The organism is Cloacibacillus evryensis DSM 19522 (assembly GCF_000585335.1).
GTDB lineage: Bacteria > Synergistota > Synergistia > Synergistales > Synergistaceae > Cloacibacillus > Cloacibacillus evryensis.
The window spans coordinates 752,347-777,364 of the sequence record NZ_KK073872.1 but is presented as its reverse complement, the minus strand read 5'-3'; the positions used below and the strand labels follow the sequence as shown (position 1 = coordinate 777,364).

28 protein-coding genes are annotated in these 25,018 nt (G+C 55.9%); 14 read left to right on the top strand and 14 right to left on the bottom strand.

The window, feature by feature from the left end:
* Window positions 1-134: 134 nt before the first annotated feature.
* The 10 genes from CLOEV_RS03355 (at window position 135) to CLOEV_RS03310 (ending at window position 9,309) form a co-directional block, all read left to right on the top strand.
* The gene (locus CLOEV_RS03355) at window positions 135-953 is read left to right on the top strand and encodes an electron transfer flavoprotein subunit beta/FixA family protein (RefSeq protein WP_008710461.1); all 819 of its coding nucleotides are present in this window, start codon (window positions 135-137) and stop codon (window positions 951-953) included.
* Complete coding sequence (locus tag CLOEV_RS03350) at window positions 950-1,954, top strand: electron transfer flavoprotein subunit alpha/FixB family protein (protein WP_034441927.1); 1,005 nt, start codon at window positions 950-952, stop codon at window positions 1,952-1,954. Before CLOEV_RS03355 ends, CLOEV_RS03350 begins: the two co-directional genes overlap by 4 nt.
* Entirely contained in the window at window positions 1,954-3,381 is a 1,428-nt protein-coding gene (locus tag CLOEV_RS03345) for an FAD-binding oxidoreductase (protein WP_034441926.1), read from the top strand. The genes CLOEV_RS03350 and CLOEV_RS03345 overlap by 1 nt, the downstream gene beginning before the upstream one ends.
* A gap of 361 nt (window positions 3,382-3,742) precedes the next feature.
* On the top strand, window positions 3,743-4,819 hold the full coding sequence (gene buk, locus CLOEV_RS03340; protein WP_034441924.1) for a butyrate kinase: 1,077 nt from the start codon (window positions 3,743-3,745) through the stop codon (window positions 4,817-4,819).
* Window positions 4,806-5,543 (top strand): P-loop NTPase family protein, encoded by a 738-nt coding sequence (locus CLOEV_RS03335; protein WP_051484859.1) that lies wholly within the window; start codon window positions 4,806-4,808, stop codon window positions 5,541-5,543. The genes buk and CLOEV_RS03335 overlap by 14 nt, the downstream gene beginning before the upstream one ends.
* A gap of 47 nt (window positions 5,544-5,590) precedes the next feature.
* Window positions 5,591-5,824: a 4Fe-4S dicluster domain-containing protein gene (locus CLOEV_RS03330; RefSeq protein ID WP_034441922.1), complete on the top strand. Its 234-nt coding sequence runs from the start codon at window positions 5,591-5,593 to the stop codon at window positions 5,822-5,824.
* Entirely contained in the window at window positions 5,821-6,882 is a 1,062-nt protein-coding gene (vorB, locus tag CLOEV_RS03325; RefSeq protein ID WP_034441920.1) for a 3-methyl-2-oxobutanoate dehydrogenase subunit VorB, read from the top strand. The genes CLOEV_RS03330 and vorB overlap by 4 nt, the downstream gene beginning before the upstream one ends.
* Before the next feature lie 15 nt (window positions 6,883-6,897).
* Complete coding sequence (locus CLOEV_RS03320) at window positions 6,898-7,644, top strand: thiamine pyrophosphate-dependent enzyme (RefSeq protein WP_034441918.1); 747 nt, start codon at window positions 6,898-6,900, stop codon at window positions 7,642-7,644.
* Between the two features lie 13 nt (window positions 7,645-7,657).
* Entirely contained in the window at window positions 7,658-8,221 is a 564-nt protein-coding gene (locus CLOEV_RS03315) for a 2-oxoacid:ferredoxin oxidoreductase subunit gamma family protein (protein WP_008710449.1), read from the top strand.
* A gap of 17 nt (window positions 8,222-8,238) precedes the next feature.
* Window positions 8,239-9,309 (top strand): branched-chain amino acid aminotransferase, encoded by a 1,071-nt coding sequence (locus tag CLOEV_RS03310; protein ID WP_034441916.1) that lies wholly within the window; start codon window positions 8,239-8,241, stop codon window positions 9,307-9,309.
* Between the two features lie 172 nt (window positions 9,310-9,481).
* On the opposite strand, the gene CLOEV_RS03305 is transcribed toward CLOEV_RS03310, so the two are convergent.
* The 4 genes from CLOEV_RS03305 to CLOEV_RS03290 are packed head-to-tail and all read right to left on the bottom strand — an operon-like array spanning window position 9,482 to window position 12,138.
* Window positions 9,482-10,174, bottom strand: coding sequence for an LrgB family protein (locus tag CLOEV_RS03305; RefSeq protein WP_008710430.1), 693 nt, complete (start codon window positions 10,172-10,174; stop codon window positions 9,482-9,484).
* On the bottom strand, window positions 10,171-10,533 hold the full coding sequence (locus tag CLOEV_RS03300; protein WP_034441914.1) for a CidA/LrgA family protein: 363 nt from the start codon (window positions 10,531-10,533) through the stop codon (window positions 10,171-10,173). The genes CLOEV_RS03305 and CLOEV_RS03300 overlap by 4 nt, the downstream gene beginning before the upstream one ends.
* Before the next feature lie 35 nt (window positions 10,534-10,568).
* A complete protein-coding gene (locus CLOEV_RS03295) occupies window positions 10,569-11,291 on the bottom strand; it encodes an RsmE family RNA methyltransferase (RefSeq protein ID WP_051484858.1) in 723 nt (240 codons plus the stop codon).
* Window positions 11,266-12,138: a 50S ribosomal protein L11 methyltransferase gene (locus CLOEV_RS03290; protein WP_034441912.1), complete on the bottom strand. Its 873-nt coding sequence runs from the start codon at window positions 12,136-12,138 to the stop codon at window positions 11,266-11,268. Before CLOEV_RS03290 ends, CLOEV_RS03295 begins: the two co-directional genes overlap by 26 nt.
* 175 nt (window positions 12,139-12,313) lie before the next feature.
* On the opposite strand from CLOEV_RS03290, the gene CLOEV_RS03285 reads away from it, so the two are divergent.
* The gene (locus CLOEV_RS03285) at window positions 12,314-13,657 is read left to right on the top strand and encodes an SH3 domain-containing protein (RefSeq protein ID WP_034441910.1); all 1,344 of its coding nucleotides are present in this window, start codon (window positions 12,314-12,316) and stop codon (window positions 13,655-13,657) included.
* A gap of 51 nt (window positions 13,658-13,708) precedes the next feature.
* On the opposite strand, the gene CLOEV_RS03280 is transcribed toward CLOEV_RS03285, so the two are convergent.
* The 4 genes from CLOEV_RS03280 to kdsB form a co-directional block, all read right to left on the bottom strand.
* Window positions 13,709-14,932: a M20 family metallo-hydrolase gene (locus CLOEV_RS03280; RefSeq protein ID WP_008710421.1), complete on the bottom strand. Its 1,224-nt coding sequence runs from the start codon at window positions 14,930-14,932 to the stop codon at window positions 13,709-13,711.
* A gap of 208 nt (window positions 14,933-15,140) precedes the next feature.
* Window positions 15,141-16,319, bottom strand: a complete 1,179-nt coding sequence (locus CLOEV_RS03275; protein WP_034441907.1) for a DegT/DnrJ/EryC1/StrS family aminotransferase — start codon at window positions 16,317-16,319, stop codon at window positions 15,141-15,143.
* A gap of 6 nt (window positions 16,320-16,325) precedes the next feature.
* Window positions 16,326-17,444: an iron-containing alcohol dehydrogenase gene (locus CLOEV_RS03270; RefSeq protein WP_034441905.1), complete on the bottom strand. Its 1,119-nt coding sequence runs from the start codon at window positions 17,442-17,444 to the stop codon at window positions 16,326-16,328.
* Between the two features lie 101 nt (window positions 17,445-17,545).
* Window positions 17,546-18,268 carry a 3-deoxy-manno-octulosonate cytidylyltransferase gene (gene kdsB / locus CLOEV_RS03265; protein WP_034441904.1) on the bottom strand — a complete coding sequence of 241 codons (723 nt, stop codon included), beginning with the start codon at window positions 18,266-18,268 and terminating at the stop codon, window positions 17,546-17,548.
* Between the two features lie 205 nt (window positions 18,269-18,473).
* Between kdsB and CLOEV_RS03260 the strand changes: the two genes are divergently transcribed.
* On the top strand, window positions 18,474-19,781 hold the full coding sequence (locus tag CLOEV_RS03260; protein ID WP_051484857.1) for an ISNCY family transposase: 1,308 nt from the start codon (window positions 18,474-18,476) through the stop codon (window positions 19,779-19,781).
* A gap of 99 nt (window positions 19,782-19,880) precedes the next feature.
* Here the strand turns inward: CLOEV_RS03260 and CLOEV_RS03255 are convergent, their stop codons facing one another.
* Entirely contained in the window at window positions 19,881-20,243 is a 363-nt protein-coding gene (locus tag CLOEV_RS03255) for a hypothetical protein (protein ID WP_008710415.1), read from the bottom strand.
* A 127-nt stretch (window positions 20,244-20,370) separates the two neighbouring features.
* A complete protein-coding gene (locus CLOEV_RS03250; protein ID WP_034441903.1) occupies window positions 20,371-20,577 on the bottom strand; it encodes a hypothetical protein in 207 nt (68 codons plus the stop codon).
* Window positions 20,578-20,718: 141 nt separating this feature from the next.
* Between CLOEV_RS03250 and CLOEV_RS16765 the strand changes: the two genes are divergently transcribed.
* Window positions 20,719-20,886 carry a hypothetical protein gene (locus CLOEV_RS16765; RefSeq protein ID WP_008710412.1) on the top strand — a complete coding sequence of 56 codons (168 nt, stop codon included), beginning with the start codon at window positions 20,719-20,721 and terminating at the stop codon, window positions 20,884-20,886.
* A 252-nt stretch (window positions 20,887-21,138) separates the two neighbouring features.
* Here the strand turns inward: CLOEV_RS16765 and CLOEV_RS03245 are convergent, their stop codons facing one another.
* Both CLOEV_RS03245 and CLOEV_RS03240 read right to left on the bottom strand, forming a co-directional pair.
* On the bottom strand, window positions 21,139-21,435 hold the full coding sequence (locus CLOEV_RS03245; RefSeq protein WP_034441902.1) for a helix-turn-helix domain-containing protein: 297 nt from the start codon (window positions 21,433-21,435) through the stop codon (window positions 21,139-21,141).
* Window positions 21,428-21,793: a type II toxin-antitoxin system RelE/ParE family toxin gene (locus CLOEV_RS03240; protein WP_034441900.1), complete on the bottom strand. Its 366-nt coding sequence runs from the start codon at window positions 21,791-21,793 to the stop codon at window positions 21,428-21,430. The genes CLOEV_RS03245 and CLOEV_RS03240 overlap by 8 nt, the downstream gene beginning before the upstream one ends.
* A 933-nt stretch (window positions 21,794-22,726) precedes the next feature.
* Between CLOEV_RS03240 and CLOEV_RS03235 the strand changes: the two genes are divergently transcribed.
* Complete coding sequence (locus CLOEV_RS03235; protein WP_034441897.1) at window positions 22,727-23,299, top strand: site-specific integrase; 573 nt, start codon at window positions 22,727-22,729, stop codon at window positions 23,297-23,299.
* A 322-nt stretch (window positions 23,300-23,621) separates the two neighbouring features.
* On the opposite strand, the gene CLOEV_RS03230 is transcribed toward CLOEV_RS03235, so the two are convergent.
* A complete protein-coding gene (locus tag CLOEV_RS03230; RefSeq protein WP_034441895.1) occupies window positions 23,622-24,020 on the bottom strand; it encodes a hypothetical protein in 399 nt (132 codons plus the stop codon).
* Window positions 24,021-24,109: 89 nt separating this feature from the next.
* Entirely contained in the window at window positions 24,110-24,295 is a 186-nt protein-coding gene (locus CLOEV_RS16760) for a hypothetical protein (RefSeq protein ID WP_156938355.1), read from the bottom strand.
* Window positions 24,296-25,018 lie beyond the last annotated feature (723 nt).

The following is a 25,018-nucleotide window of genomic DNA, read 5'->3' as shown; positions in this document are numbered from 1 at the left end:
GATGGCAATGAGGCGTAAGATTCATTTTTTACGAGCGGACGCCGCCGCAAAGATCCGCGAAAACCTTGACGCATCAGCACATAGAGTATATCTTTTTAAAATATTATTTAAATTCCTCAAAGGAGGAAGGTATTTTGCAAATTGCAGTACTGGTAAAACAAGTGCCCGCTGTGGACACGGTGAAAATAGACGAGAATACGGGCACGATGATACGCGACGGCGTCGAGGCCGAGCTTAACCCTCTTGACCTGCACGCCGTTGAAGCCGCGGTGAGGATCAAAGAAAGCCGTCCCGGCGTTGAGATAACGGCGGTAACGATGGGACCGCAGGCGGCGCAGAAGGCCGTCAAGTACGCCATCGCGATGGGGTGTGACAGAGGGCTGCTGCTCTCCGACAGGAAGTTTGGCGGCGCCGACACGCTGGCTACGGCGCGCACCCTTTCACGGGCGCTGCTCAAGGCGGGGCCCTTCGACCTTCTCTTCGCGGGCGAGCGCGCCACCGACGGCGAAACGGGACAGGTGGGGCCGGCCTGCGCCGAGCTGATGGGGATCGGCGTCCTCTCATACGTCAGCGCCGTCGAAGAGCTCACCGACGAAAAGATACGCGTCGTGCGCGCCGTCGAGGGCGGGCACGAAACTGTCGAATCGCCGCTCCCCGCGATGGTGATCCCCGTAAAAGAGATGAACATCCCGCGGCTGTGCACTCTGGGCGGCAAGCTCCGCGCCAAAGAGGCCGAGGTCCCGCTGGAGACGGCAGACGGCCTCTCGATGGACGCGGCGGAGACCGGACTCACCGGCTCCGCGACCCAGGTCGTCAACGTGACGTACCCCAAGGTGACACGCCAGGGGCGCAAGGTCATCGCCTCCGAAGATCTCGGCGCGGCGATAAATGAAATCATGACTCTGCTGGAAGAGAAAAACTGTCTGGAAGAGACGGGAGGCGACACGAAATGAAGAAAACCGCAGAGGTCTGGACTCTCGCCGAGGTCCGCGGCGGAAAGATCCACCCCGTATCGCGCGAACTGCTCGCCTGGGGACGCGAACTGGCAGACGCGCTCGGCGCGCCGCTGGCCAGCGTCGTGATCGGCAGCGGCGTCAAAGAAGAGGCCGCCTCGCTCGCCCGCTATGGCGCGGATAAGATATACGTCGCCGACGCCCCCGAATTTGAAAACTTCAAAGCCGATATCGAAGTGGCGGCATTGGCCGACCTGATCGAGACATACAAACCGACGATCCTCATCGCCTCGGCGACGACGCAGGGACGCACCGTAATGCCGATGCTCAGCGCGCGGCTCGGCTGCGGCCTCACCGCCGACTGCACGGAGATGGCGATCGACCCCGCCACCAAGCGGCTGATCCAGACGCGGCCCGCGATCGGCGGCAACGTCATGGCTGACATCAAGACCAAGGGACGCGACCCGCAGATGTGCACAGTGCGCCCCAAGTCGAAACGCCCGCTCGCGTCGGACGCGTCGCGTACCGGCGAAGTAATAGAGTTCGCGCCAGGAGAGGAACTTCTCTCATCGCTTATCAAGTTCATAAAATTCACCCCCGAACAGGCGGTCGGCCTTCCCCTGCAGGAGGCCGAGATAATCGTTGCCGGCGGAAAGGGCATGAAAAACGCGAAAAACTTCGCCCGGCTTGAAGAGCTCGCCCGCCTTCTCGGCGGCTCGGTCGGCGCTTCGCGCATGGCCGTCGATCTCGGCTGGGCCCCGTATTCGGCGCAGGTGGGGCTGTCGGGCAAATCCGTAACGCCGCGCCTCTACCTCGCCTTTGGAATATCCGGCGCCGTCCAGCACATCGCCGGGATGTCCGGCGCGGAGACGATCATCGCCGTCAACCAGGACCCGGAGGCGCCGATTTTCCGCGTCGCCGACCTCAGCGTACAGGGAGACGCGATGGAGGTGCTGAACGCTCTCGTCGAAGCCGTCAAAAAATATAAGGAACGTCATTGATGGAGCGATATGGGAAAATAACGGAAGAGATATATAAAGAGCTGCTCTCCGTCACCGGCCCCGGCGGCGTGATAATGAACGACGCCGAGGTCCTTGACAATTATGCCTGGGACCAGGCGGGCCGCATCTGGGGACACATGCCGGAGGCGGTCGTCAAACCGGCGGATACCGCGCAGGTATCGGCGGTGATGAAGATCGCGAGCCGCGAACATATCCCGGTAACGCCGCGCGGCGCGGGCAGCGGCCTCAACGGGGGCGCGGTGCCGCTGGCGGGCGGCGTCGTCCTCTCGCTGGAACGCATGAACAGAATATTGGAGATCGACAAGGTAAACCGCGTCGCCGTCGTCGAACCGGGAGTCGTCACCAACGACCTCTGCCGCGCCGCCGCCGAAGAGGGCTTCCTCTACGCGGGATACCCGATGAGCACCGAAACGAGCTTCATCGGCGGCAACTTCGCGACGAACGCCGGAGGCGGCAAGGTCATCCGCTACGGCAACACGCGGCGCCACATCCTCGGCGCGGAGATCGTGCTGCCCTCGGGCGAGATCATCAACCTCGGCGGACGCTTCCGCAAGGACACCTGGGGCTACAGCCTGCTCAACCTCCTGGCCGGCAGCGAGGGGACCCTCGCGGTCGTGACCAGGCTGATCGTCAACCTTGAACCGAAACCGGGCAGGACCGTCAACCTGCTCGCCTGCTACCCGACGGTCGAAGAGTTAGTCGAGAGCGTAGCGAAGGTGATCGGCTCCGGCAAACGCATCATCTCCTGCGAATTCATGGACAAAAACCTCGTTAAATACACGACGGAATACCTCGGCTGCACGCTGCCCGAACAGAAGCGCAGCGAGGGATACCTGCTGATACAGGTCGAGGGCGACACGGAGGCGCAGCTCGAGGATGGCTATGAGACGGTCGGGAAAATATGCCTCGGCTGCGGCGCCCTTGAGGTCTTCGTCGCCGAAAGCCGCACCGACTCGGCGGCGATGTGGAACGTGCGCCAGAACGGACTCGAGGGAATGCGCGCACGCGATCCGCACGCCTGCGCCTCGGGAGACCTCATGGTGCCGCTCTCCGCTGTGCCGAAGATGATACGCAGGATAAGAGAGATAAGCGCCGAGTGGAGGATCGAGATCGGGATCATCTCGCACATCGGCGACGGCAACATCCACCCGATACCGCTCAAACCGGCGGAGATGCCGCCGGAACGCTGGGCGCAGCACGCCGAAGATTTCTTCGCCGTTCTCATCCGCGAGGCGATCGCGCTCGGAGGAGTCGGCAGCGGCGAACACGGCGTCGGCCACGTTAAGCAAAAGGTGCTGATGGAGAACAAATCACCCGCAGAACTTGAGGTAATGCAGGGAATAAAGCGGGCTTTCGATCCTTACAATATAATGAACCCAGGCAAAATGTTTTCACCGCTCGCGTAAGCGGCAAAAAACTCAAAGACGGCGGAGCCTCTCACGGCAGAAAGGCTCCGCCGTCTTTTCCCATATCGCACAACCACCCGCTTGACATTCCTTAACGCGGCAAAATAGGCACTTGACTTTTGTTGATTTTTAGCATAGCATGAATTTTAAGAATTATACAATTACAAATGAAACACTTGGATTTCTGAATTATATATTTAAAATACTCATGATATATCATAAAATATAGCATTTTATATTTGTGAAAATCTTAAATATCTTAATAAAATAAAAACAAATAGATTAGATAAAAACTTATAAATAATATTTTATTTAAATTCTGTTTAACACATAAAAAAATTAAAGCGGAGAAGGTGACAAGATGAGGATATTCGCTCTCAATCCGGGGACTACCGGAATAAAGGCGGCAATGTTCGAAGAGGCGCGGGCGTTATGGACGGAAAACATAGACTACCCTCCCGGCTGCGCTATGGGTTACGCCTCGCTCGACCGCGAAGCCGAGGAGATGATCCGCGGCGCGATACTGGCTTTTCTGGCTTCAAAGTCTGCCTGTATTCAGGATATCGCGGCTTTCGTCGGCCGCGGCGGCCTGCTCCATCCAATCAGCGGCGGCACATGGACGGTCAACGAGGCGATGCTTGCGGACCTGCGTTCCAACAGGTATGGCTCTCACGCCAGCAACCTGGGTGCGATAATGGCCTCGCGCCTCGCCGATGACGCCGGAGGAAAACCCGCGTTTACCGTGGACCCGGTGGTGGTCGACGAGATGATCCCCGAGGCGCGCATCAGCGGCATGCCGGAGATACCGCGATATTCCATCTTCCACGCGCTCAACCAGAAAGCCGTCGCGCGCCGGGCCGCCGCGCAGCTAGGCAAAAGGGTTGAGGAATGCAGCTTCATCGTCGCGCATATCGGCGGCGGCATAACGGTGGGAGCGCACCGCAGCGGCAGGGTCATCGACGTCAACAACGCGCTGGGAGGATACGGACCGATGACGCCGGACCGCGCTGGGACCCTGCATATGCTTGATCTCGTCCGCATGTGCTTCTCAGGCAGATACACCTTTGACGAAATTAAGAAAAAGATCGTCGGCGGAGGCGGCCTCCGCGCCTATCTGGGAACGAACGATTTCAGAGAGATCATGGCGCTCGTGAAATCCGGCGACGAGAGGGCGGCGCTTCTGGTGAGGGCGCTCGCGCTCCAGATATCCGGCGAGATCGCCGCCCGCGCCGCGGCGCTTTGCGGCAGAGTTGAGATGATAATCCTCACAGGCGGCCTCGCCTTCGACGAAGACCTCTGCGCGATGATAGAGGAGCGCGTGGGCTGGATCGCGCCGCTGATGCGCATCCCCGGCGAGGGAGAGATGCAGGCGCTCGCGGAGGGCGCGCTGCGGGTCCTTCGCGGCGAGGAGGAGGCGCTCGTCTATGAGCGGGAGTAGCGCGGAGACCGCCAATACGGAACTGCTGCGCTCACACCGCTGGGAACATACGGTGGCTGTCACCGGCGCGCTGGGTTCCGGCAAGACGGAGTTTGCGATGAGCCTCGCCAAGGCCTTTGCCGCCGCGGGGGAGCATATCCATCTCGCTGACATGGATATCATCAACCCCTATTTCTGCCTGCGCACGATGACTAAGGAGATGGAGGATGAGAACATCTCGCTGGTGATGCCGCGCAAGGAACTTACCTGGGGTGATTTTCGCTGCGTCAATCCCGACGTGCGGGCAAAGCTATCCGATAAGGGGTCGCGGCTCGTTCTCGACATCGGCGGCGACGCGCAGGGAGCCTTCGCGCTCAAACAGTTTGAGAGCGAAATAGAGGACGGCGGCTATGAGCTCCTTTTTGTGATAAATCCTTACAGGACGCACACGCGGACATACAAAGAGGTCGCGGCGATGAGGGACGAGCTGGAAAAGATCGGCGGTCTCAGGATAAGCGCCGTGGTGGCGAATCCGCATTTCATGAATGATACGGAGCCCTCCGACTGCGCACGGGGCATCCTCACGGTAAGCGGCTTCGCGGAAAAGCTGGGGCTGCCGCTGCTCTTCGGCATTGCGCACGAGAAGCTCGCGGCGGAGGCGCGCCGTCTGCTGGAGGGGCGCGTCCCCGTCTGGGAGCTGAAGCGGCGCATACTGCTGCCCTGGGAGCGTCAAACCTCGGATTAAATTAGGTATGTATCTTCTGCCATATCATAGAAAGGATGGTGTTTTACATGCCCAAAGGCAGAGTCGAGATCTCGGAGAAATACTGCAAGGGCTGTTCGCTGTGCGTTTATGCCTGCCCAAGGAAAGTCCTCGCCATATCCGGCAGGATAAACGCCAAGGGTTACCGGCCGGTGGAGGCGGCCAAGGCGGATGACTGCGTCGGCTGCGGCCTCTGCGCCATGACCTGCCCCGACGCGGTGATAAGCGTATTCAGAGAGGAAGAGGGGGGCGGAGCGGCATGACGAAGGTACTGATGAAGGGCACCGAGGCGATCGCGGAGGCGGCGGTACAGGCCGGCTGCAAATATTTCTACGGCTATCCCATCACTCCGCAGAACGAGATACCGGAATATATGTCGAAGCGCCTCTTTGAGGTGGGCGGCGTCTATTTACAGGCGGAGAGCGAAGTCGCCGCCTCCAATATGATCCTCGGCGGCGCGGCGACCGGGGAGCGCGTGATGACCAGCTCTTCGAGCCCCGGCGTCTCGCTGATGTCGGAGGCGATGAGCTACATCGCGGGGCAGGAGCTGCCCGTCGTCGTGGTCAACGTCATGCGCGGCGGCCCCGGGCTCGGCGGCATACTCCCCTCGCAGGGCGATTATAATCAGGCGACCTGCGGCATGGGACACGGAGATTTCAACATCATCGTCTACGCGCCGAGCTCGCTGCAGGAGGCGGTGGATATGGTGCAGAGGGCCTTCGACACGGCGCAGAAATATCGGAATCCGGTCATGATCCTCTGCGACGGCATCATCGGACAGATAATGGAGGCCGTGGAGATACCGGCGCAGGAGCCGAGGAATCTCTCAAATCCGGCGGAGTGGGCCGCCGGATACATGAGAGAGCGCGGGCGGCGCAATATTCTACAGAGCCTTTTTCTCACACCCGAGGTGCTGGAAAAGCATAATCAAAAACTCGAAGCGAAGTGGCACGTCATAGAACAAAACGAGACCGCCTGTGAAAAATACCTCACCGACGACGCCGAGGTGGTCATCGCCGCCTTCGGCACGGTCGGCAGGATCGCCCGCTCGGTGGTGGAGGCCATGCGCGCGGAGGGCTTCCGCGTGGGGCTGATCCGCCCGCTCGCGGTCAGCCCCTTTCCCCGCATGGATTTCGCGGGGCTTCCCGCCTGCAGGCATATACTCGATGTCGAGATGAACTGGGGACAGATGCTGAAAGACGTCAAACTGGCGACAGAGTCGCGGATACCCGTCAGCTTCTACGGACGTTCGGGCGGCATGTGCCCCGGCGTCGCGGAGATAGAGGACGAATGCCGCAAGATTTTCGCCGCCCTCGGATAACGGAGGTGAAGGACGATGACTGAAAAGATAATATACAAGAGGCCGAAAAGCTGGGTCAAAGGAGTCCATACGCACTACTGCCCCGGATGCACGCACGGCATAGTCCACAGAATGATCTGCGAGGTGCTGGACGAGCTCGACATCCAGCAGGAGACGGTCGGCGTGGCCCCCGTCGGCTGCGCGGCGCTGATGTACGGCTACATCGACACCGATTTCATCGAGGCGCCGCACGGCCGCGCGCCGGCGATCGCCACCGGCTTCAAGCGCATACGTCCCGACAGGGTCATCTTCACCTACCAGGGAGACGGGGACCTCGCCTCCATCGGCGCGGCGGAGATCGTACACGCGGCGAACCGTTCGGAGAACATCACCGTCATCTTTATAAATAACGCGATTTACGGAATGACGGGCGGGCAGATGGCGCCGACGACGCTGATCGGGCAGAGGACGACGACCACGCAGGACGGGCGCGACCCGCAAAAGGCCGGATATCCGATGCGGATCAGCGAAATGCTCTCCACTCTCGCCTCCCCGATGTACGTCGAGCGAGTCTGCGCGGCGCGGCACGCTTACCTGCCGGCGCTGAAAAGGGCGATCAGAAAGTCCTTTCAGAACCAGCTTGACAATAAGGGCTTCTCCTTCGTCGAGGTGCTCTCCACCTGCCCCACCAACTGGGGGCTGCGCCCGAAGGAGGCCTGTGACTGGCTCGTGGAAAATATGATCCCCTATTATCCGCTCGGCGTGAAAAGGGATTTCGAGTGAGGAGGGCTCCGTCATGACAACTTTTACACGCACCCTATTCTGCGCGGGATTCGGCGGGCAGGGCGTCATGGTGCTCGGACAGCTCGTCGCCTACGGGGCGATCGAAGAGGGGCGGCACGTCACCTGGCTCCCGTCGTACGGCCCGGAGATGCGCGGCGGCACCGCCAACTGCGGCGTGACGATCAGCGACGGTGAGATCAGCTCCCCCTTCGTGACGCGGGCCGACGTCGTCGTCGTACTGAACCAGCCGTCTCTCGACAAATATGAGCCAACGGTAAAAAAAGGCGGTATACTTATCTACAACGAGGATATGGCCTCCTATCACGCCGCCAGGGACGACATCAGAGTGATACCGGTCCACGCCGCGCGGATCGCCGAGAGCGTCGGAAACGAGAGGGCGCTGAACGTAGTGCTCCTCGGCGTTTTGACCGCGGTTTCGGACTTTATCGCCGATGAGACCGCGCGTAATGTGATCAGGGAAAAACTCGGCGCCAAAAAGCCGCAATTCCTCGAAAGCAACCTCAAAGCTTACGAAGCGGGCAAGGAGCTTGCCAAATCCCTGACCGCGAAACAATAAAGAAAGAGGGAATTTAAATGGCTGAGATCAGGATCGAAAAAACAACGCATCCGAAGGAAAAGCCCGACAGCGACAAGCTGTCCTTCGGAAAATACTTCACGGACCACATGTTCGTGATGAACTATGAAAAAGGCAAGGGATGGTTCGACCCGCGCGTCGTACCCTTCGCCCCATTCGAGATATCGCCCGCGGCGATGGTACTCCACTACGCGCCGGAGATATTCGAGGGGCTGAAGGCCTACAGGACCCCCGACGGCACGGTACAGCTCTTCCGTCCGCAGGAGAACATCGACCGCATGAACAGATCGGCGGAGCGCATGTGCCTGCCTCAGATAGACCCAGAACTATTCATGGAGGGGCTGCTGACGCTCGTCAAAACAGATCAGGACTGGGTGCCTTCGGGAGCGGATACGACGCTCTACATCAGGCCCTTCCTCTTCGCGACGGATGAAAAGCTGGGCGTGCACGCGCCTTCAAAATGCACCTTCGCGATCATCCTTTCCCCCGTCGGCCCCTACTTCCCCGAGGGGGTCAACCCGGTGAAGATATTCATCGAGAAAGAAGATGTGCGCGCCGTGCGCGGCGGCACCGGATTTGCGAAGTGCGGCGGCAACTACGCCGGCTCGCTGCGCGCGGGAGAGCGCGCCGAGGCCAAAGGCTTCGCGCAGGTGCTCTGGCTTGACGGCGTCGAAAAGAAGTACGTCGAAGAGGGCGGCGGCATGAACATCATGTTCAAGATAAAGGGCAAGGTGGTGACGCCGGCGCTGCTGGGGACGGTGCTCCCCGGCATCACGAGAAAGTCCGTCATCGAGATGCTGAAATCATGGGGCGTCGAGGTCGAAGAACGCCTCGTGACGCTGGAGGAGATACTTGAGGGCATCAAAAACGGCGACGTGGAAGAGGCCTGGTGCACCGGCACCGCCGCCGTCATCTCTCCCATCGGCGAATTCGCGACGGAGGACGAGACATATCCTATCGGCGAATTCAAGAGCGGCCCGCTCGCGCTCAGGCTCTATCACTCCCTGACAGACCTCCAGTTCGGCCGCAGCGAAGATAAGTTCGGCTGGACGGTGAGAGTGGCGCGGTAAGAGCATAACGCGGGATCAACGCTGAAAAACACAAGCGGCTCACGCCGCGCGAAAAGGCCGGAGGCAGAGGAGCATGAGCTCCCCTGCCTCCGGCCTCTTACCGTTTCAGCGCCGCGCCCAAAGGCGCGCGCCGTGATTATTTTCCCGACTGCGGAATGCGACCCGGAGGCGTTTAGTACAGTCCGGCGGCGAGAGGGACCGCCAGTACCGTGGCGAGTCCGGCTACGGCTACGGCGAGGCTGCTCATCGCGCCTTCGACTTCTCCCATCTCCAGCGCCTTCACGGTGCCGATCGCATGGGCGCTGGCTCCGATCGCGAGCCCCTTCGCCACCGGGTCGGTTATGCGAAAGATCTTCATCACCGGTTCGGCTACGATGTTTCCCAGTATCCCCGTGGCTATTATCGAAACCACTGTGATGGTGACGATGCCGCCCGCCTCGGCGCTGACGCCCATGCCTATCGCCGTGGTTATCGATTTCGGCAGCAGGGTCACGTAGACGGTGCGGCTCAGCCCCCAACACCTGGCTATGACGAAGATACTCGCGGCGCTGGCCGCCACTCCCGCCGCGATGCCGCAAAGAATGGCCGCCGCGTACTCTTTCAGCAGGCCGCGCTGACGGTATAGCGGCAGCGCGAGGCAGACGGTAGCCGGCGTGAGAAAATAACTCAGGTATTTCGCGCCGTGGTCGTAGCTTTTGTAGGGGATGCCGCAGAGCGAGAGCAGCGAGATTATGAGGACGACGGCGAGCAGCAGCGGATTGAAGACGGCATAGTTAAAGCGCCTGCGCAGGATGGAACCGAGAATGTAAGCTCCGACGCTGAGCGCAAGGCCAAAGTAGGCCGAGGACGAGATGAAATCTCTCATTTTGTTTCGCGCCCCTCTTTCGTCCGCATCGCGAGTTCCGCCGTTTTTCCCGTCGCCGCCATCACCACAACGGTAGATACGGTAACGATAACGGCAAGAGGTATGAGGATTCCGCGTATTTCGTTGAACTGCTCGATCAGCCCGACGGCGGCGGGGATGAACATCATCGGCATCGCCTCCAGCAGGAAGCTGCCGAAATCCTCAACGTCGTGGAGCTTCACAAGGCCGGTACAGAGAGCGGCCAACAGGATAAAGAGCCCGTATACTCCGGCCGGGACCGGCAGGGGCAGCAAAAAATTGAACAGCTCGCCAAGCATCGTGGCGAGAAAAATGATGAATATCTGTTTTGCGTATTTCATTCTATTACCTTATTTCTAAAAGAGTATAAAAGTTTTTATCTGGCCTTTTCGTAGAGGATAGCGGCGGCGGCGCAGGCGGCGGCGACGGCGGTGCTCGCGCGCATTATGCGGCGGCCCAGAGATACGGGGATAAAGCCCTCCGCAAGCAGCCTGGCGCTTTCATGCGGGGCCCAGTCTCCCTCGGGGCCGATGGCGACCGCGGTGTGCGGCGCTATCTTTATCTCACGCAGCGGCTTTGTCTCCGGCGAGAGCAGCGCGGCGAGGCGCTGCGGGGGAAGGCCGCCAAAGTCCGCCGAAGCGAAGGGGACCGGCTCACGCAGGAGCGGAGGCGTCGCGGCGCTCGCCTGTTTTGTCGCTTCGTCAAGTATTTTGCGCCAGCGCGCCATCTTGTCGGCCAGCTTGGCTCCCTCGTAACGGGGGACGCTTCTTTCACAGATCAGGAGGCGGACCGCGTAAACGCCAGTTTCGGCGCAGAAACGCAGCGCGTCGTCCAGTTGGTCGTTCTTCAGCAGGCCGAGCAGCAATTCCACCTTCGGGAGTCCCGCGTCTTCTTTGACGCGTGAAATTTCGCGCGCAAAGACGGAATCCCCGGCACATTCAAGCTTCAGCTCTATCTTTTCACCGTCGAGCAGTCCCTCTACAAGCGACCCCGTATAGCAACGGCGGACGCGGACGAGATGGTGCGCCTCCTCCGCGTCTATATGCCACAGGCCGTTATCAAAGGTGCAGCGCTCAAGCCTCAGTCTTGGCAGCGACACCCCACCATTCTCCCCGTACCAGCTCTTCGATCACTCTCATCTTCGCCGCGGCAAGCGCCTCGAGGAAGACCGGCTTCTCTTTTTCGAGCATTCCCGAAAATATCGCGACTCCCTCTTTGCCGATAACGGCCGGAACGTCCGCCACCATTGTCGTAAGCGGGTCGAGCAGGATGTTTGCCGTAAGGATGTCGGCGGTATGGTCGAAATCCTTCAGCAGATCCCCCGTCGCCAGGTCTATATTTTCAAGATCAAGGTCGTTGAGTTCAAAGTTTTTCCGTACCTCTTCGATGACCGTAGGGTCGATGTCGCGCGCGTATGCGCGCCCGGCGCCCATCTTGAGCGCGCCTATCGTCAGAATGCCGGAACCGGTGCCGATGTCGGCGGTGGTGATTCCCGGACGGATATATTTTTCCAGCAGTTCAAGGACTATCTGCGTGCTCTCGTGGTATCCGGTGCCAAAGGCGCTGCCTGGATTGATATAGAGAGCCAGACGGTCCTCGGGCTCCGTTCCCTTGTGCCACGGCGCGAGCACGACGAGGCCTCGCCCCACTGGAAGCGGCGGGAATGCCTCCTCCGCCGCGACGTTCCACGGCTGATTCTCGATCTTTCCCCAGTCCTCGATCTCCACGCCGGGAAATTCCATCATCGCCTCTATGAGCTTCGTCCTCCAGACGGAGATCTCCTCGTTGCTCCTGTAATACATACGCAGCCGCGAATTTCCGTCAGGAAGCTCCTGCAGCTCCGTGCCGATGCTCTCTGAGATATCCGCGAGAGAGAAGAGGTTGTCCTCCTGACTGGCTTCGGATTTTATCGTTATGTACCACCAGTAATTATCGTTATTCTGCATGGCTCCAGCTCCTTTCGCCGCCGCGGCGGAACGGGACGCCGTAAAAACTATTTTTTCACGCCGCCGTTTCTGACCGCTTACCCATTCTATTATACTGCCTTTGCCATCGATTTACATACGGCCCCGCCCTTTTCCCTCCGTGTTATACTTAAATAAAGGAGGATGAGTTTTTAAGATGAGAAGATTTATCATGGCAGCCACGATCCTGCTCTGCTTAACCGGAGCCTCATTCGCGTCGGAAAACATTTGCGGCACGACGAAAGAGATGATGAACGCGGAATTTTGGGTAAATGGGACTAAGACGGCGCACGAAACGATACTTGCGCCGGCGGAGGTTCAGGCCCTCACCTCTAAAATAAGGGAGGCTCCCGGCACGTTCTGCACCGACATCCTGGATTATCCGGACTTTCTCTCCCGCGAAGAATTCGCGCGCAAGATAAAGAGTTACGCCGCGCGCCCGGACAACAAGAGATACGTCGGAGCGGCGGAGGCGGACGGCGAGTTTTGGCGGCGCGTCGAATCCAACGCAAATCCGGGCGCGGCAGATGAAACGACGCTCGTCCGCTTCGGCGCCGTCGTAAATAATTGCCTCGTAAAGACACTGCCCTGCGAAGAGCCGCTCTACAGCGAGGCCGACGACGTATTATTCGACATGAACGTCGAAAGCGCGGTCAAGATATGGGAGCCGCTGGCGGTGCTGCACGAATCGGCGGACGACAAATACTATTTTGTCGAGAGCCCGTACTGCGCGGGTTGGATAAAGAAAGAGAACGTCGCGCTGACCGACAGGAAAACGCTGAAAGAGCTGGCCGCGCACGATTTCTACATGGTCACGGGGAGCAGGGTGACGTCGGACGTAAGGACCTCCGCGCCGGATGCCGGACGCCGCGAGTTTTTCATGGGGACCAGGCTCCCGGCCGCCGATGAAGAAGAATCTATCGGCGGCGTCTCCGCAATATTCGGACACGGAGTGCTGGTGCCGGAACGCGGCGCCGACGGCTCGCTGCGCGTCGTAACGGACCTCCTGCCGCGCGGCGCCGACCTTTCGCGCGGCTGCCTGCCCTATACGCAGGCAAATGTGCTGAAGCAGGCCTTCAAGATGCTCGGCGAACGTTACGGCTGGGGCGGCATGTACGGCTCGCGCGACTGCAGCGCCTTCACCCGCGACATTTACCTGACCTTCGGCATCGAACTGCCGCGCAACTCGCTGCCGCAGGCGAAGGCCCCCGCGGGAAACATCGACGTCTCAAAGCTGACGGCGGCGGAAAAGGCAAAGCTCCTTGCCGGCGCGCCGGCGGGGACGCTGGTGCAGATGCCCGGGCATATAATGCTCTATCTCGGCACCATAAGGGGCCGGCCCTATATAATCCATTCCGCCTACGCGCTTGGCCCGTCGGGCAAAAAAGGGGTCGAAGGCGTGAAAACGCTGAACTGCGTCGCCGTCACCGACATGGAGATGACGCGGAGAAACGGCACGACGATCATCGATAATATCGCCAACATCAACATCATAAGATAAAAACAGAGGGGCCGCCTGCCGAGGCGGCCCCTCCTCTATCTTAAAGCCGCGTTACCGGCCGAGCATCATCAGCGCGAATACCTTGGCTTCGTTAAGCAGATGTTCGATCTTCGTGTATTCGTTTGGCATGTGGGCGCAGTCCGACTCCTGCCCCCAGACGACGGCGGGTATGCCCTCCCTTCTAAAGTAGGCGCCGCAGGTGCCGCCTCCGACGCCGCCTACCTTTGGCGTGACCTTCGGGAATACCTCCTTCACCGCGGCGAGCAGTTCCGTAACGACGGGAGCGTCAGCCCTCGTCGGCTCCGGTGCCTCTTCATACTGCGGGAAGCGGTAAGTTATCTTGACGCCGTACTTCTCCTGCGCTTTTTTGATCTCCGCCTCAACGACCTTCCTGACATCTTCAAGCGGCGCAGTCGGCAGCACGCGGCAGTCGAAGCAGAGGGACTCCACTCCTGGCACGGTGTTGATATTCGCCACATTCGCGCGGCGTCTTGTCGGCTCAAAGGTCGATCCCGCGGGGTCAAAAAGTTCGTCGGTCTCCGGGAAAGCCGCGTGCAGCGCCTCGTCCAGCGAGACGGAGAATCCGTTCGCCGCGCGGCAGGCGTTGATCCCCAGGTTCGGCAGGCTCGCGTGCACCTGTTTTCCCTCCACCGTGAATTCCATCCAGCAGATGCTCTTCTCGGCGATCTCCACAAAGTCGGCCTCTTCCGTTCCCATGTCGGGGACGACGACCAGGTCGTCTTTATCAAAAAGCCCCTTCTTGATAAGATACTTTATCCCGTGCGTGCTGCCCACCTCTTCGTCGGCGACGAAGGCGAGGCAGACCTCATATTCCGGCGTAAGATCAAGCTCCTTGACCGCGTAAAGGGCATAGAGCGAGGCGACGACCTCCTGGCCGTTGTCGTTTACGCCGCGTCCATAGATACGCCCGTCCTTGACTACAGCCGTGAAGGGGTCCGTCTCCCACAGGGAGCGCTCTCCCTCGGGGACGACGTCGGTGTGCGCCACTATCCAGAGGCGGCGTTTGGTCTTACCGGGAAAGCGGATGACGATATTCGGACGCTCGCCGCCGGCAGCCTCCGGATCGGTCGAGGCATAGACCTTCACATCCTCAAAGCCAAGCTCTTTTATCTTTTTCAGAAGGTACTGCGCCTTGTGAAACTCTCCCTCTCCGCCGTCCAGCGGGCTGATCGCCGGATATGAGACCATCTCTCCGAGAGTCTCCACCATCCGCGTCTCAAGTGATTCGATCTTTGCCAGAAGCTCTTTATTCACCACGACACCTCTTTTCTGTTTTTTCAAAGACAAAATTTGTATACGCCCTCATTTTATACCACTGGGATGTTTTTTTACAGCGCCGACGATAATAGAAAAGCCAACTACACGTAAAAACGCCGGACGATCGTCCGGCGTCAAACAAAACAGGCAGCCTGTTAATTATAAAATGAGGGGGATTTTTATCTCGCGCCCGCTTATCCGCCTCTTAAAGCGCGGCTTTCGCGGCCGCCCTTACAGCCCGCTCGATCCGTTCCACCGCTTCGTCGCTCATCCTGATGTTGAGGCCGAACATAACGGCGCGCGAGAGAAGCGACTCCGGCTGTGCCATCGTCTCAGGCGCGTATGATGGGGTCCGGCTGCCGAAATATTCCCTGCCGCCCATCTCCTCGAGAGCCTTCCAGTGCTTCGCGTAATGCCATGTATTGTCGGCGATTATCGCGCAGCCAGCGCCGGCCTCTTTCGCGGCGGCCTGGAATCTCTTCGCCGCTTCCGCCGTGGGCAGCATGAAAATCACATGCGTAGCGGTGTCGCCCTCCGCGTCGTGCATCGGCCGCGGAGTCAGCCCCGCGGCGATCCCGGCGTCAATGATCTTTTTCTTGGCCGCGCGCAGGGCCGCGAGCGCCTGCGGCATCTTCTCCAGAGCGACCACGCCGAGCGCCCCCTGCACCTCGCTTATACGATAGTTAACGCCAAGGCCGAATTTTCCCTCCGCGCCGCGGTCGTGTTCCTTGCTGTGGATATGGCCGTGGTCGTGATAACAGTCCATTCGGTACCAGATATCGTGATCGTCGGTGAAGACCATGCCGCCCTCGCCCACGGTCAGCGTCTTATTCGGGTCAAAGCTCCAGGTGCCGCAGGTGCCGAGGCTGCCGAGCGCGCGCCCCCTGTAGGTGCCGCCGACGACCTCGCAGGCATCCTCTACGATGGGGATCCCGTATTTTTCGCCAAGCGCGGCGAATTTGTCCATATCGGCGGCGACGCCGAACATATGCACCGGCATTATCGCCTTCGTGCGCGGCGTGACGAGCTTTTCCGCCGAGGCCGCGTCCAGGCTCAGCGTCTCGTCAAGCTCGCCGAAGACCGGCACGGCGTCGCAGGCGACGATCGCCTCTACCGTCGCGATGAAGGTAAAGGGCGAAGTTATGACCTCGTCTCCCGGCTTTATACAAATACCTTTGAGCGCCGTGATCAGCGCCGCCGTTCCGCTGGAGAGCGCAAGCGCGTACTTCGATCCGGTCAGCCGTTTTGCCTTTTCCTCAAAGTCTTCCGCCCTGTAAATACCACCGCGCGAATCGTGCGAACCGTAACGGTGTATCATTTTACGCTCGATGACATCCGCGACCGCCCGTATCTCGTCGCTGTTAAAAATTTCCGCGCCTGCCATTTTTCGTCACTCCCCTATTATCCTTGCGTAGATTTTTTCTATATATTCCTCTGTCGCGATACCCTTCCAGCCATCTCCAAAACAGCTGTGCCACAGCTTTTCCATGCCGAGCGCCGTTTTCGTCATCTTAGCAGCGTCCTTTTCGCCGATGCCGTAATCCGCGGCCTTCGGCATCGCGAGGCCGTTTATCTCCAGAAAACGGCGGGTATCGCCGTATCCCTCGGGGTAGACATCCTCAAGGACGCTCATCGATATCGCCACGGCCACGCTGTGCGGCAGATGCGGCGCGCTGTTGCTGAGCCCGTATGATATCGCGTGCGCCGCGCCGACGCGCCCGCCGATAGTACTGCTGCCGCCAAGCACCGAAGCCATCGCCGACTTTATCGCGAGATCAAGGCTGTACCCAGAGAGGTCGTGCGAGAGCACCTCACGCGAAAGCGCGAGGCCGTCCTTCGCGTCCTCGATAGCCTCCGGCGCGCTCGTCTTGCTCATCATTATCTCATAATGATGGAAATAACAGTCCATCATCGTGAAAAAGCGATTAAAATGCGGCGCGTCCGCCGAGAGCTGCGGATCTATCACCGCGACCGCCGATTCCGTGTAGGGGTTGTTGATGCCGAGCTTCTTCTCCGGCCCGCGCAGCACCGCGATCGGCGTGATCTCCGCCCCTGTGCCGTTGAGCGCGGGAAGCACCCATATATCGGCCCCCTTGTTCATCGCAAGGCCGTAACCCTGATAATGCTGCGCCGGCTCGTCGTTCGCGAGACAGATGGCGACCGCCTTTGAAAGGTCCATCGTCGCGCCGCCGCCGACGCCGACCAGAGTATCCGGTTCACGATCCATCGCCTTTATCCTCGCCCGCAGCGAATCGACATCGCCGGTGCGCGGCTCGGAAGATGTCGCGTCAAATACGAAAAGGTCTCTCTGCGCAAATATCGCGGCAAAGCGCGGCTGTTCCTTCAGCGCGCCGTCCACGACGAAGAAGGGCTTTCTGCCCCGCTCTTTCAATTTTGACAATAATTCGTCCACGCCGCGGCCGGAGAGCACGATCTCCGTCGGCACCGGCGTGCGCCACCAGGGTTTTAATTCCGTAAAGCTCTTTATATCTGTCGGTATGTTCGTCATCTTGATATTTCTCCCTTTATATTACAAAACCAATAGGCCATTATCCGAAAAAGGGCACTTACCCCTTACTTCCCCGCACATCCGCCGCGTCATAGCACGGATCACAGGCCGGAAAAATATTTTTCTATCTTCAGCAGGTCTTCCGGGGTGTCTATTTCGATCGTGTCGCGGGCTGCCGTCACACACTTTATCGTATGACCGAGCTCAATAACGCGGAGCATCTCAAGACTCTCCGTCTTTTCAAGCGGAGTCTGCTCCGAAGCCGCGAATTCAAGAAGAAAATCGCGCCGCCATCCGTATGGCCCGATGTGCTTATACCAAACGCCGCCCTCGCTGCGCGGATAGGGTATCGGCGAACGGCTGAAGTAAAGCGCGCGCCCATCGCCGTCAAAGACGGCCTTCACAATGTTGTTGGCGCGAACTTCATCCATATCGTCGATCCGCTTCGTCAGCAGCGCGAGCATCACGGAAGAATCGCCGTCAAGCGCGGCGACAAGCGGATCTATCATATCCGCGCCCACGAGCGGGTCGTCCACCTGAACGTTGAGTACATAATCCGAGGGAACAATGCGCGAGACATAGGCGACGCGGTCTCCGCCGCTCGGGAGCTCCGGCGGCGTCATTACCGCCTCTCCGCCATGGCGCGAAACAAGCTCGGCGATGCGTTCGTCGTCGGTGGCTACGATGACTCTGTCCACAGAGGCGCAGGCAGAAACATTATCAAGTACGCGGATAACAAGAGGAACGCCGGCAATCTCAATCATCGGCTTGCCGGGAAGCCTGGTACTGGAATATCTGGCTGGAATCACTGCAAGGGTCTTCATCCCTCTAACCTCCTTCGCAGGCAGCCTATGCAGTGTATGGCCGTCTTTAACGGCTTTCTCGGCTGCCAAATTTTGGTTAGAGGCAAAGACTACACCCAAACATTTTATTTGTCAAGAATTTTAAGAAAAAATGTTATTGCTCAGAGATAAAGTCACTCCATAACAGATCTGAGAAAATGTCACTATGAGCCAGGAGCTAGTGACAATGACGAAGAAGGAAGTAAGGCGCGTTGAGGTGTTGAGTATCGCATTATCAGGAGGATTGACTAACAAAGATGCGTCGGAGCTGCTCGGTGTTTGCGTCAGGCAGTTTATCAGAATCAAGAAGAAGTTTTTACAGGAAGGAGCACAAGGGTTGGTTCACGGTAATCGTGGTAGGAATCCCGTCCATGCGATTACCGATGAGGTCAGAGGGGAGGTAGTGAGTCTTTTTAAGGAAAGGTATTATGACTTTAATATCTCTCATTTTACCGAACATCTTAATGAAAGGGAATGTATCAGTATCAGCCGGTCGTCGGTGTCTCGTATTCTGAAGTTGGAGGGAATAAGGAGTAAGAGGTCGGTAAATAAAAAGCCCAAAGCACATCGTCCGAGGCAAAGGAAGGAATCATCCGGCATGTTATGGCAGACAGACGCGAGCAGCCATAAGTGGTTTGGCAAAGATGGAGATAGTGCAACCCTGCATGCTTTTATGGACGATGCCGCAGGTATTGTTACCGGTGCATTCTTCATAGAGAGTGAATGTTTTGTCGGATATGCGGAGGCTATAAAGATGGGTATAAGGGATTATGGACTGCCCCTTTATATTTACAGCGACAGGCACACGATATTCAAGTCTCCTAAGGAGCTGACCCTCGAAGACGAATTGAAAGGCGTATCAATTCACCTGTCGAATTTTGGCCATGCACTGAATGATTTAGGCATAAAGCAGATATTTGCCAATACGCCCCAGGCTAAAGGACGTATAGAACGGCTGTGGAATACTTTTCAGGACAGGCTTGCGGCGGAACTCAGGCTCAATGGAATCAGGAATATTGAAGAGGCTAATAGCTTCCTCCCACTCTTTCTGGATGATTACAACGCCAGATTTTCCGTTGAACCAAAAGTAGAAAACTCTGTGTATCTCAAATTCGACAAGAGAATTGATCTGGATCTGGTCTTTGTTCTGCGCTGTGAAAGAAAGATAGGCGGCGGAAACACTATATCTTACAACAGTCGGATATATATTCCGGTTGACGGCAGTATATACATGACTCCAGGAAGCACCGTTGAAGTTAGACAGACCGTTAAAGGAGAGATATACATCATGCGTAACGACAGGGCTATATTGATGAAACAGGTGGAGATGCCGAAAAAAGCGACCCATAGTGATTCAAAGAAAAAAGCAGGTGTTGTGTCACCACACAAACCTGCTTCAGACCACCCCTGGCGGGGCAGATCTACAAATGTGGCTACCAAGGATGATACCATAATTCAAAGGAATAGTGACATTTTCTTTGACCATTTGGGGTGACTTTTTCTCTGGCTATTGACAGAATTTTAAGAAAAAAATTCCGAGACACCGTAAGAATACAAAAACCCCGCGCGGAAGCGTCCGCGCGGGGCGGGAAAACTACTTGACTTCCAGTTCGTATATAGTCCAGCGCAGCGACTCGGCCTTTCGGCAGGCCTTGTAGTCCCCCTTGAGAAAAAGGTCCTTGAACGCCGCCTCGCCCCCGGGCTCGATCGTCGTCTTTTCTATATAGACGTCGCCGATCTCCTGACGCCGGTTATTGAGAAACGCGAGCGCGGCGTTAAAAACCACCGTTTTATCGCCCTTGTTCATCAAGATGATGTTCACGCCGTTTTCCGTCACCTTGAGCCCCTTATAGGCGATAGGATCGCCGTCGGGAACGAAGCCCTTCTTGCCGAAGGCGGCGAAAGAGGCGGTGGCAAAGCAGAGTATTATGATCAGCGCGGCTGTAAATTTTTTCATCAGCTCTTCCTCCATGCTTAAAATTTCATTTTGATATTATAACAGCAAACGACACCGCCGCCAGTACCCGGCTTTGCAGACGATAACAACGGCGCGGAGGGCAGATCGCCGAATAGCGCGGATGCGCTCACGGCTGATCTAACCTTTCTATCGCACCTTTCACTTTTTTGAGCGTGCCCAAAGCACGGCTCCAACAATTTCTTGAAACGACGGCGTCGATCAGTTCGCGGTCAGAGAGCTCTTCGCTCATTATTCTTTCATCTTCGAGATCGATAAAGGTCACAGCTTTGGCAAGTTCTGTTTCGATAATCTGTAATACACGACGGTCAGACAATGTCATCACCCTCTCATGATATAATTACTAAATATATATATGACCTAATACATATTTATTGCATATATATGCATGATAAAGCATATATTTGTATGATTTCAAGATAAAATATCAGTTAACTTAGAAAGGTCGATATTGCCTATGACGGAGAACAAAAAACCTTATTTTATGGTCAGAGTAGATGAACATAAGGCCTCCGCCTTCAAATCCGCTCTGAAATCGCACGGACAATCTGCTCAATTCATTTTAGAAAAAGCCATAGATAAATACATTGAAGAAAGCAAAACCGTCGAATCTCCGGCTAAATAGAAAGGGGGAATATTAACTTTATTCATACCCCATGGCGGCCGCCATGTTGACTGGCGCTGCATAAACACTAAAGTTATCTTTATTTCCTTTCGATTTTCAAGGAGTATTCAACAGAAAAAATAAAAAGCCTCACAAACTCCGTGTTTGTAAGGCTTGATATGCTATGGCGGAGAGTGGAGGCTAAGAAAACGAAAAATCCCCGTCGAAGAACACAGAATCTTTACGCTATCTATAAGTTATTGCCGAAAGTACCTACGCCCTCGGCAGATCCCCTATATAAAGAGTCTTGCCCAAAGGGGCCAAAACCTTAAGGACAGTATCCAGCTGCGGGCTGGTATATCCCTTCTCCATACGCGCGATAACAGGCTGTTTTACGCCGCTCAAAGCCTCGAGTTTTTTCTGTGAAATGCCCTTCTCCGCCCTCGCGGCGGCCAATTCAACCATCATCGCGACTCGCAGATTGGACACGCCCCTCTCCTCTGGCGTCAAAATCTGCTCGCGCACCTCGCTCCAGCTGCGCCCCTTTGGGCTGATAGCTTTTTCACTCATTGAGATCGCTCCTTTCTCTGTAATCGGCCAAATTCCTCTTTGCCTGTTCAATATCGCGCCGAGGCGTCTTCTGAGTTTTCTTTATGAAGTGATGAAGAATAATAAAGCCGCTGCCGTTCCATGCCGCGAAAAGCAGCCTGTTTCTTAAAGGCCGAAGCTCCAGTATCTCGCCGTCAAGATGTTTTACATAAGGCTCGCCCGCCGACGTCCCAACCTGACTTAAAAAATCAAGATAATCATATATCTTGTTGACATTTATGCGGCTGTCCTTATCCTTTTTGCCGTCCAGCGCTTGAATATACTCAAGAACCGGTTCGCGCCCCTGCCTGTCCCGGTAAAAAATAATCTCAAACGCCATAACAACACCTCACAGCATTATAATAACTTAAAAGTAATTAACGTGCAATAACTTTTAAGTTATTATACCGGATATTGCCCGCAACTCACAGTATCCACACCACAGGAGGCATCCCTTAGCGGAGAATCCAACCACAGATCCCCCAAGATACTCCGTACTGAGTCTGATACACCGCATTGTCCAGCCCTTTTACAACAGGCAGAATATCAAAGGCGGTTATATCGGCAGGGCTTCAAGGTAAACCCAGCTGTCAGCAATCCGCATCCTCCTTTGCGTAACTCAAAACATTTTTGCGTTACCCAAAACAGTAATTTACGTAACACTTTCACAAATGCAGGATGGAAAAATCAAGAGCGGCCTGGAGCACCCCCGTAAATAAGAAAACCCCCTGCCAGACTGATTATAGCAGGGGTTTCAAAGGTTGAGCAATAGCTTGCAGCAAGCTAGAGAAAGCATATTGGCGGAGAGTGGAGGAACAACCTGTTACCTAATACAATTCAGATAAACCCCGTCCCTGACTCACTTTTCCGTGCGCTTATATTCGTTGCTTAGAGCCTGTACTTAAAATTTGAGCTTCCGTTTCTATCGCGGTTACTCATATTTGCTATGATACCGAAAAGCACGAAAAAGGCAAGCGAAAAAACAAATAAGCAAAGACAGAAGTTTAAATCGATATTATAATATTGATATAATTTTATTCATACATGCCAAACGACATTCCTTAATTCGAGCGGTGAAACACAATGCTATTGTGTTACATTCGCAGAATGCCAATTTATCCAGTGGTAGACATCGCTTATGCCACTTTTCTAAAATCAGATAAAAATTCCCTCTTGCTTAAATGTAACATAATATGTATAATCTAGCTATTGAATAACATTCAAGAAAATTTTTACAAAACACAACTCAGTGAAGCAAAGGAAGGATTTTATCATGGAACTTGTAGAGCCTATACGCGACACAAAGAAGATCGACAGAATGAAAAAGTATCTCAAAGAGAAAAGCACCCGCGACTATTGCCTCTTCGTCCTGGGCATTAACTCAGGTTTACGGATATCCGACCTTCTTAATCTACAGGTCAAAGATGTTGAAGACGACAGCGGCAAGCTCAAAGACAGGATTCATCTCACTGAACAGAAGACCGGTAAGGCTAAAGACTTTCCCATCAGCGATACGGCAGGCAAGGCGATCAGAGAACACCTGTCATCGCTCAATACAAAAGAGCCGTTGGCTTATCTGTTCCCGTCCCGTAAGGGCACGGCGGCCATAACGAGGGTTCAGGCGTGGAGGATACTCAACGATGCCGCCGCTCATTCGGGGCTGGACAAAGACGCTATAGGAACTCACACCATGCGAAAGACCTTTGGCTACCACGCCTATAAAATGGGAATGGATTTATCGGTCATTCAAAAGCTGTTGAATCATTCCAGCCCGGCAATCACACTGTCGTATATTGGAATCACAAGGGACGATCTGGATAACGTCTATCTCAATCTGAACCTATAGCGTTGAGGTCGTGACCTCCAGCATCGCCCGGGCCGCAGCTTAAGCATCGCCGTGGTCGTCGCCTGGCGCGGTTGCCAGCACGTCCAGCCATTGTCTGCATTCCTTCACGTCCAGCCGCGCGCCCGCCCGGGGGGACAGCGCCGCCGCAGAGCTAGGAGATACCCCCTCAGATTTTTATGTAATTTTTACCGCGCCTTACCGAATAATAAATAGTGTCGTGATTGCCATGTGTCATGGTATGGTTTCCTTTGTGTGTGTGTTAGGGTAAAGAAAAGCCTATGCAAAGGCCGGAAAGACCTCCGCATAGGCGCGCTGTGTTAGTCTAACAAAAGCGGCTGTCTTCTGGAAAATATACGTCAGTCGTGCAGGATTCCAACGAGGACAATATATCAAAGTGCCGCGCAAAGTTAGGAAGTTCGACGCCGTCAGGATATTCAGCGCTGAACTCTTTGACTGTCGGCGTCAGTGTCTGGTCGTATGTTTCCTCAGCAAAACGCAAGAGGTTAAGCAGAACAACCCTTATTTTCGGGTCTTCACAATCACGTGTCAGCTGTCCAATTCCAGAGCGTATGTTGTAAATATAGTCGTCTGCCAGACCTTCATTGCTGTGCTTCGCGCGGGCTTCGGCTTCTTCGTCCGATATGTCCCATGTCTCTGTTTCCGTTGCTTCTGTCTCTGCTTCCGTCATTCCGTTGGTTCTTTCTTCAATTTCTGTCGTCATGTTGTATGACCTCCTAGTTTGGTTTTTATATGGTCAACGGGAATGTTTTCCCGATAACTCCGATGCTTATAAGTCGCGCCTGCGACGTCTCAGGCCGCGCCATGCGGTGCTTTGTCTGCTGCCTGAGACGTCCGCCGCCTCTTTACCGCCCTGTATTTCGGACAGCATACGAGCGCCGCGCCGTTGAGGCTGGATATCTTACAGTCGTGAATACAGCCTTTGCAGGCTTCCAGTGTGGATAATGGCTGCGCCATGCGGTGCTGTGGTGTTGTCATGTCGTTTCTTTCCTCCTATGCTTCTGCCGTTCCTTGTCTTCCTTCTGTGAAAAGGTAGCCCCCGTAATGGGGGACTACCTCTAGGAGGCCATCGCCATGACGCGACGGCAAAATGAAAAGGAAGCGGGAAGGACATCTATTTAAACCGGGTCGCGGCTTCTCCGTGATTACCGTCAGTAATAGTGACAGTATTGCGGGGAGAGCGTGCCCGAGATCGCGCTGTATTGTTGTCATTGTGCTGGTGGATATGCTGACTGCTTGTAGCTGTAACGCCTAAAAGATAGCACGGTATACGAATAGTTGTCTAGCAGTAAATTATAATATGGTCTAATAGACCTATTTTTGTTGTATAAGCATACTATATGTATTGACTTTTTGAAATTGCATGATAAAATTGTGGGCAGTAATCCCTCTGAAAGAAACCCAGAGCGTTAAAAGAGCTTTTAAAGAATTTTATGAGAGCTCTAAAGTGTTTACGACACGTTGATATATGGCGCTGTGAAGCTAATACGAGTCCTGCGACAGCAGGGCGAGCCAAGACGCTATGTTTTATCTTTTACGAGCACCGCGACAGCAGGGCGAGATACGACGCCATAAAGAGCTATTAAGAGATAATGTTATCAAGAACCCATCCCTTGTTCTTGACCTTGATCTGTCTTCCCGATGGATTCTTTATATCTGTTACTCAATGTGTCGTAATCGCTTTTATAGGTTTGAGAAGGA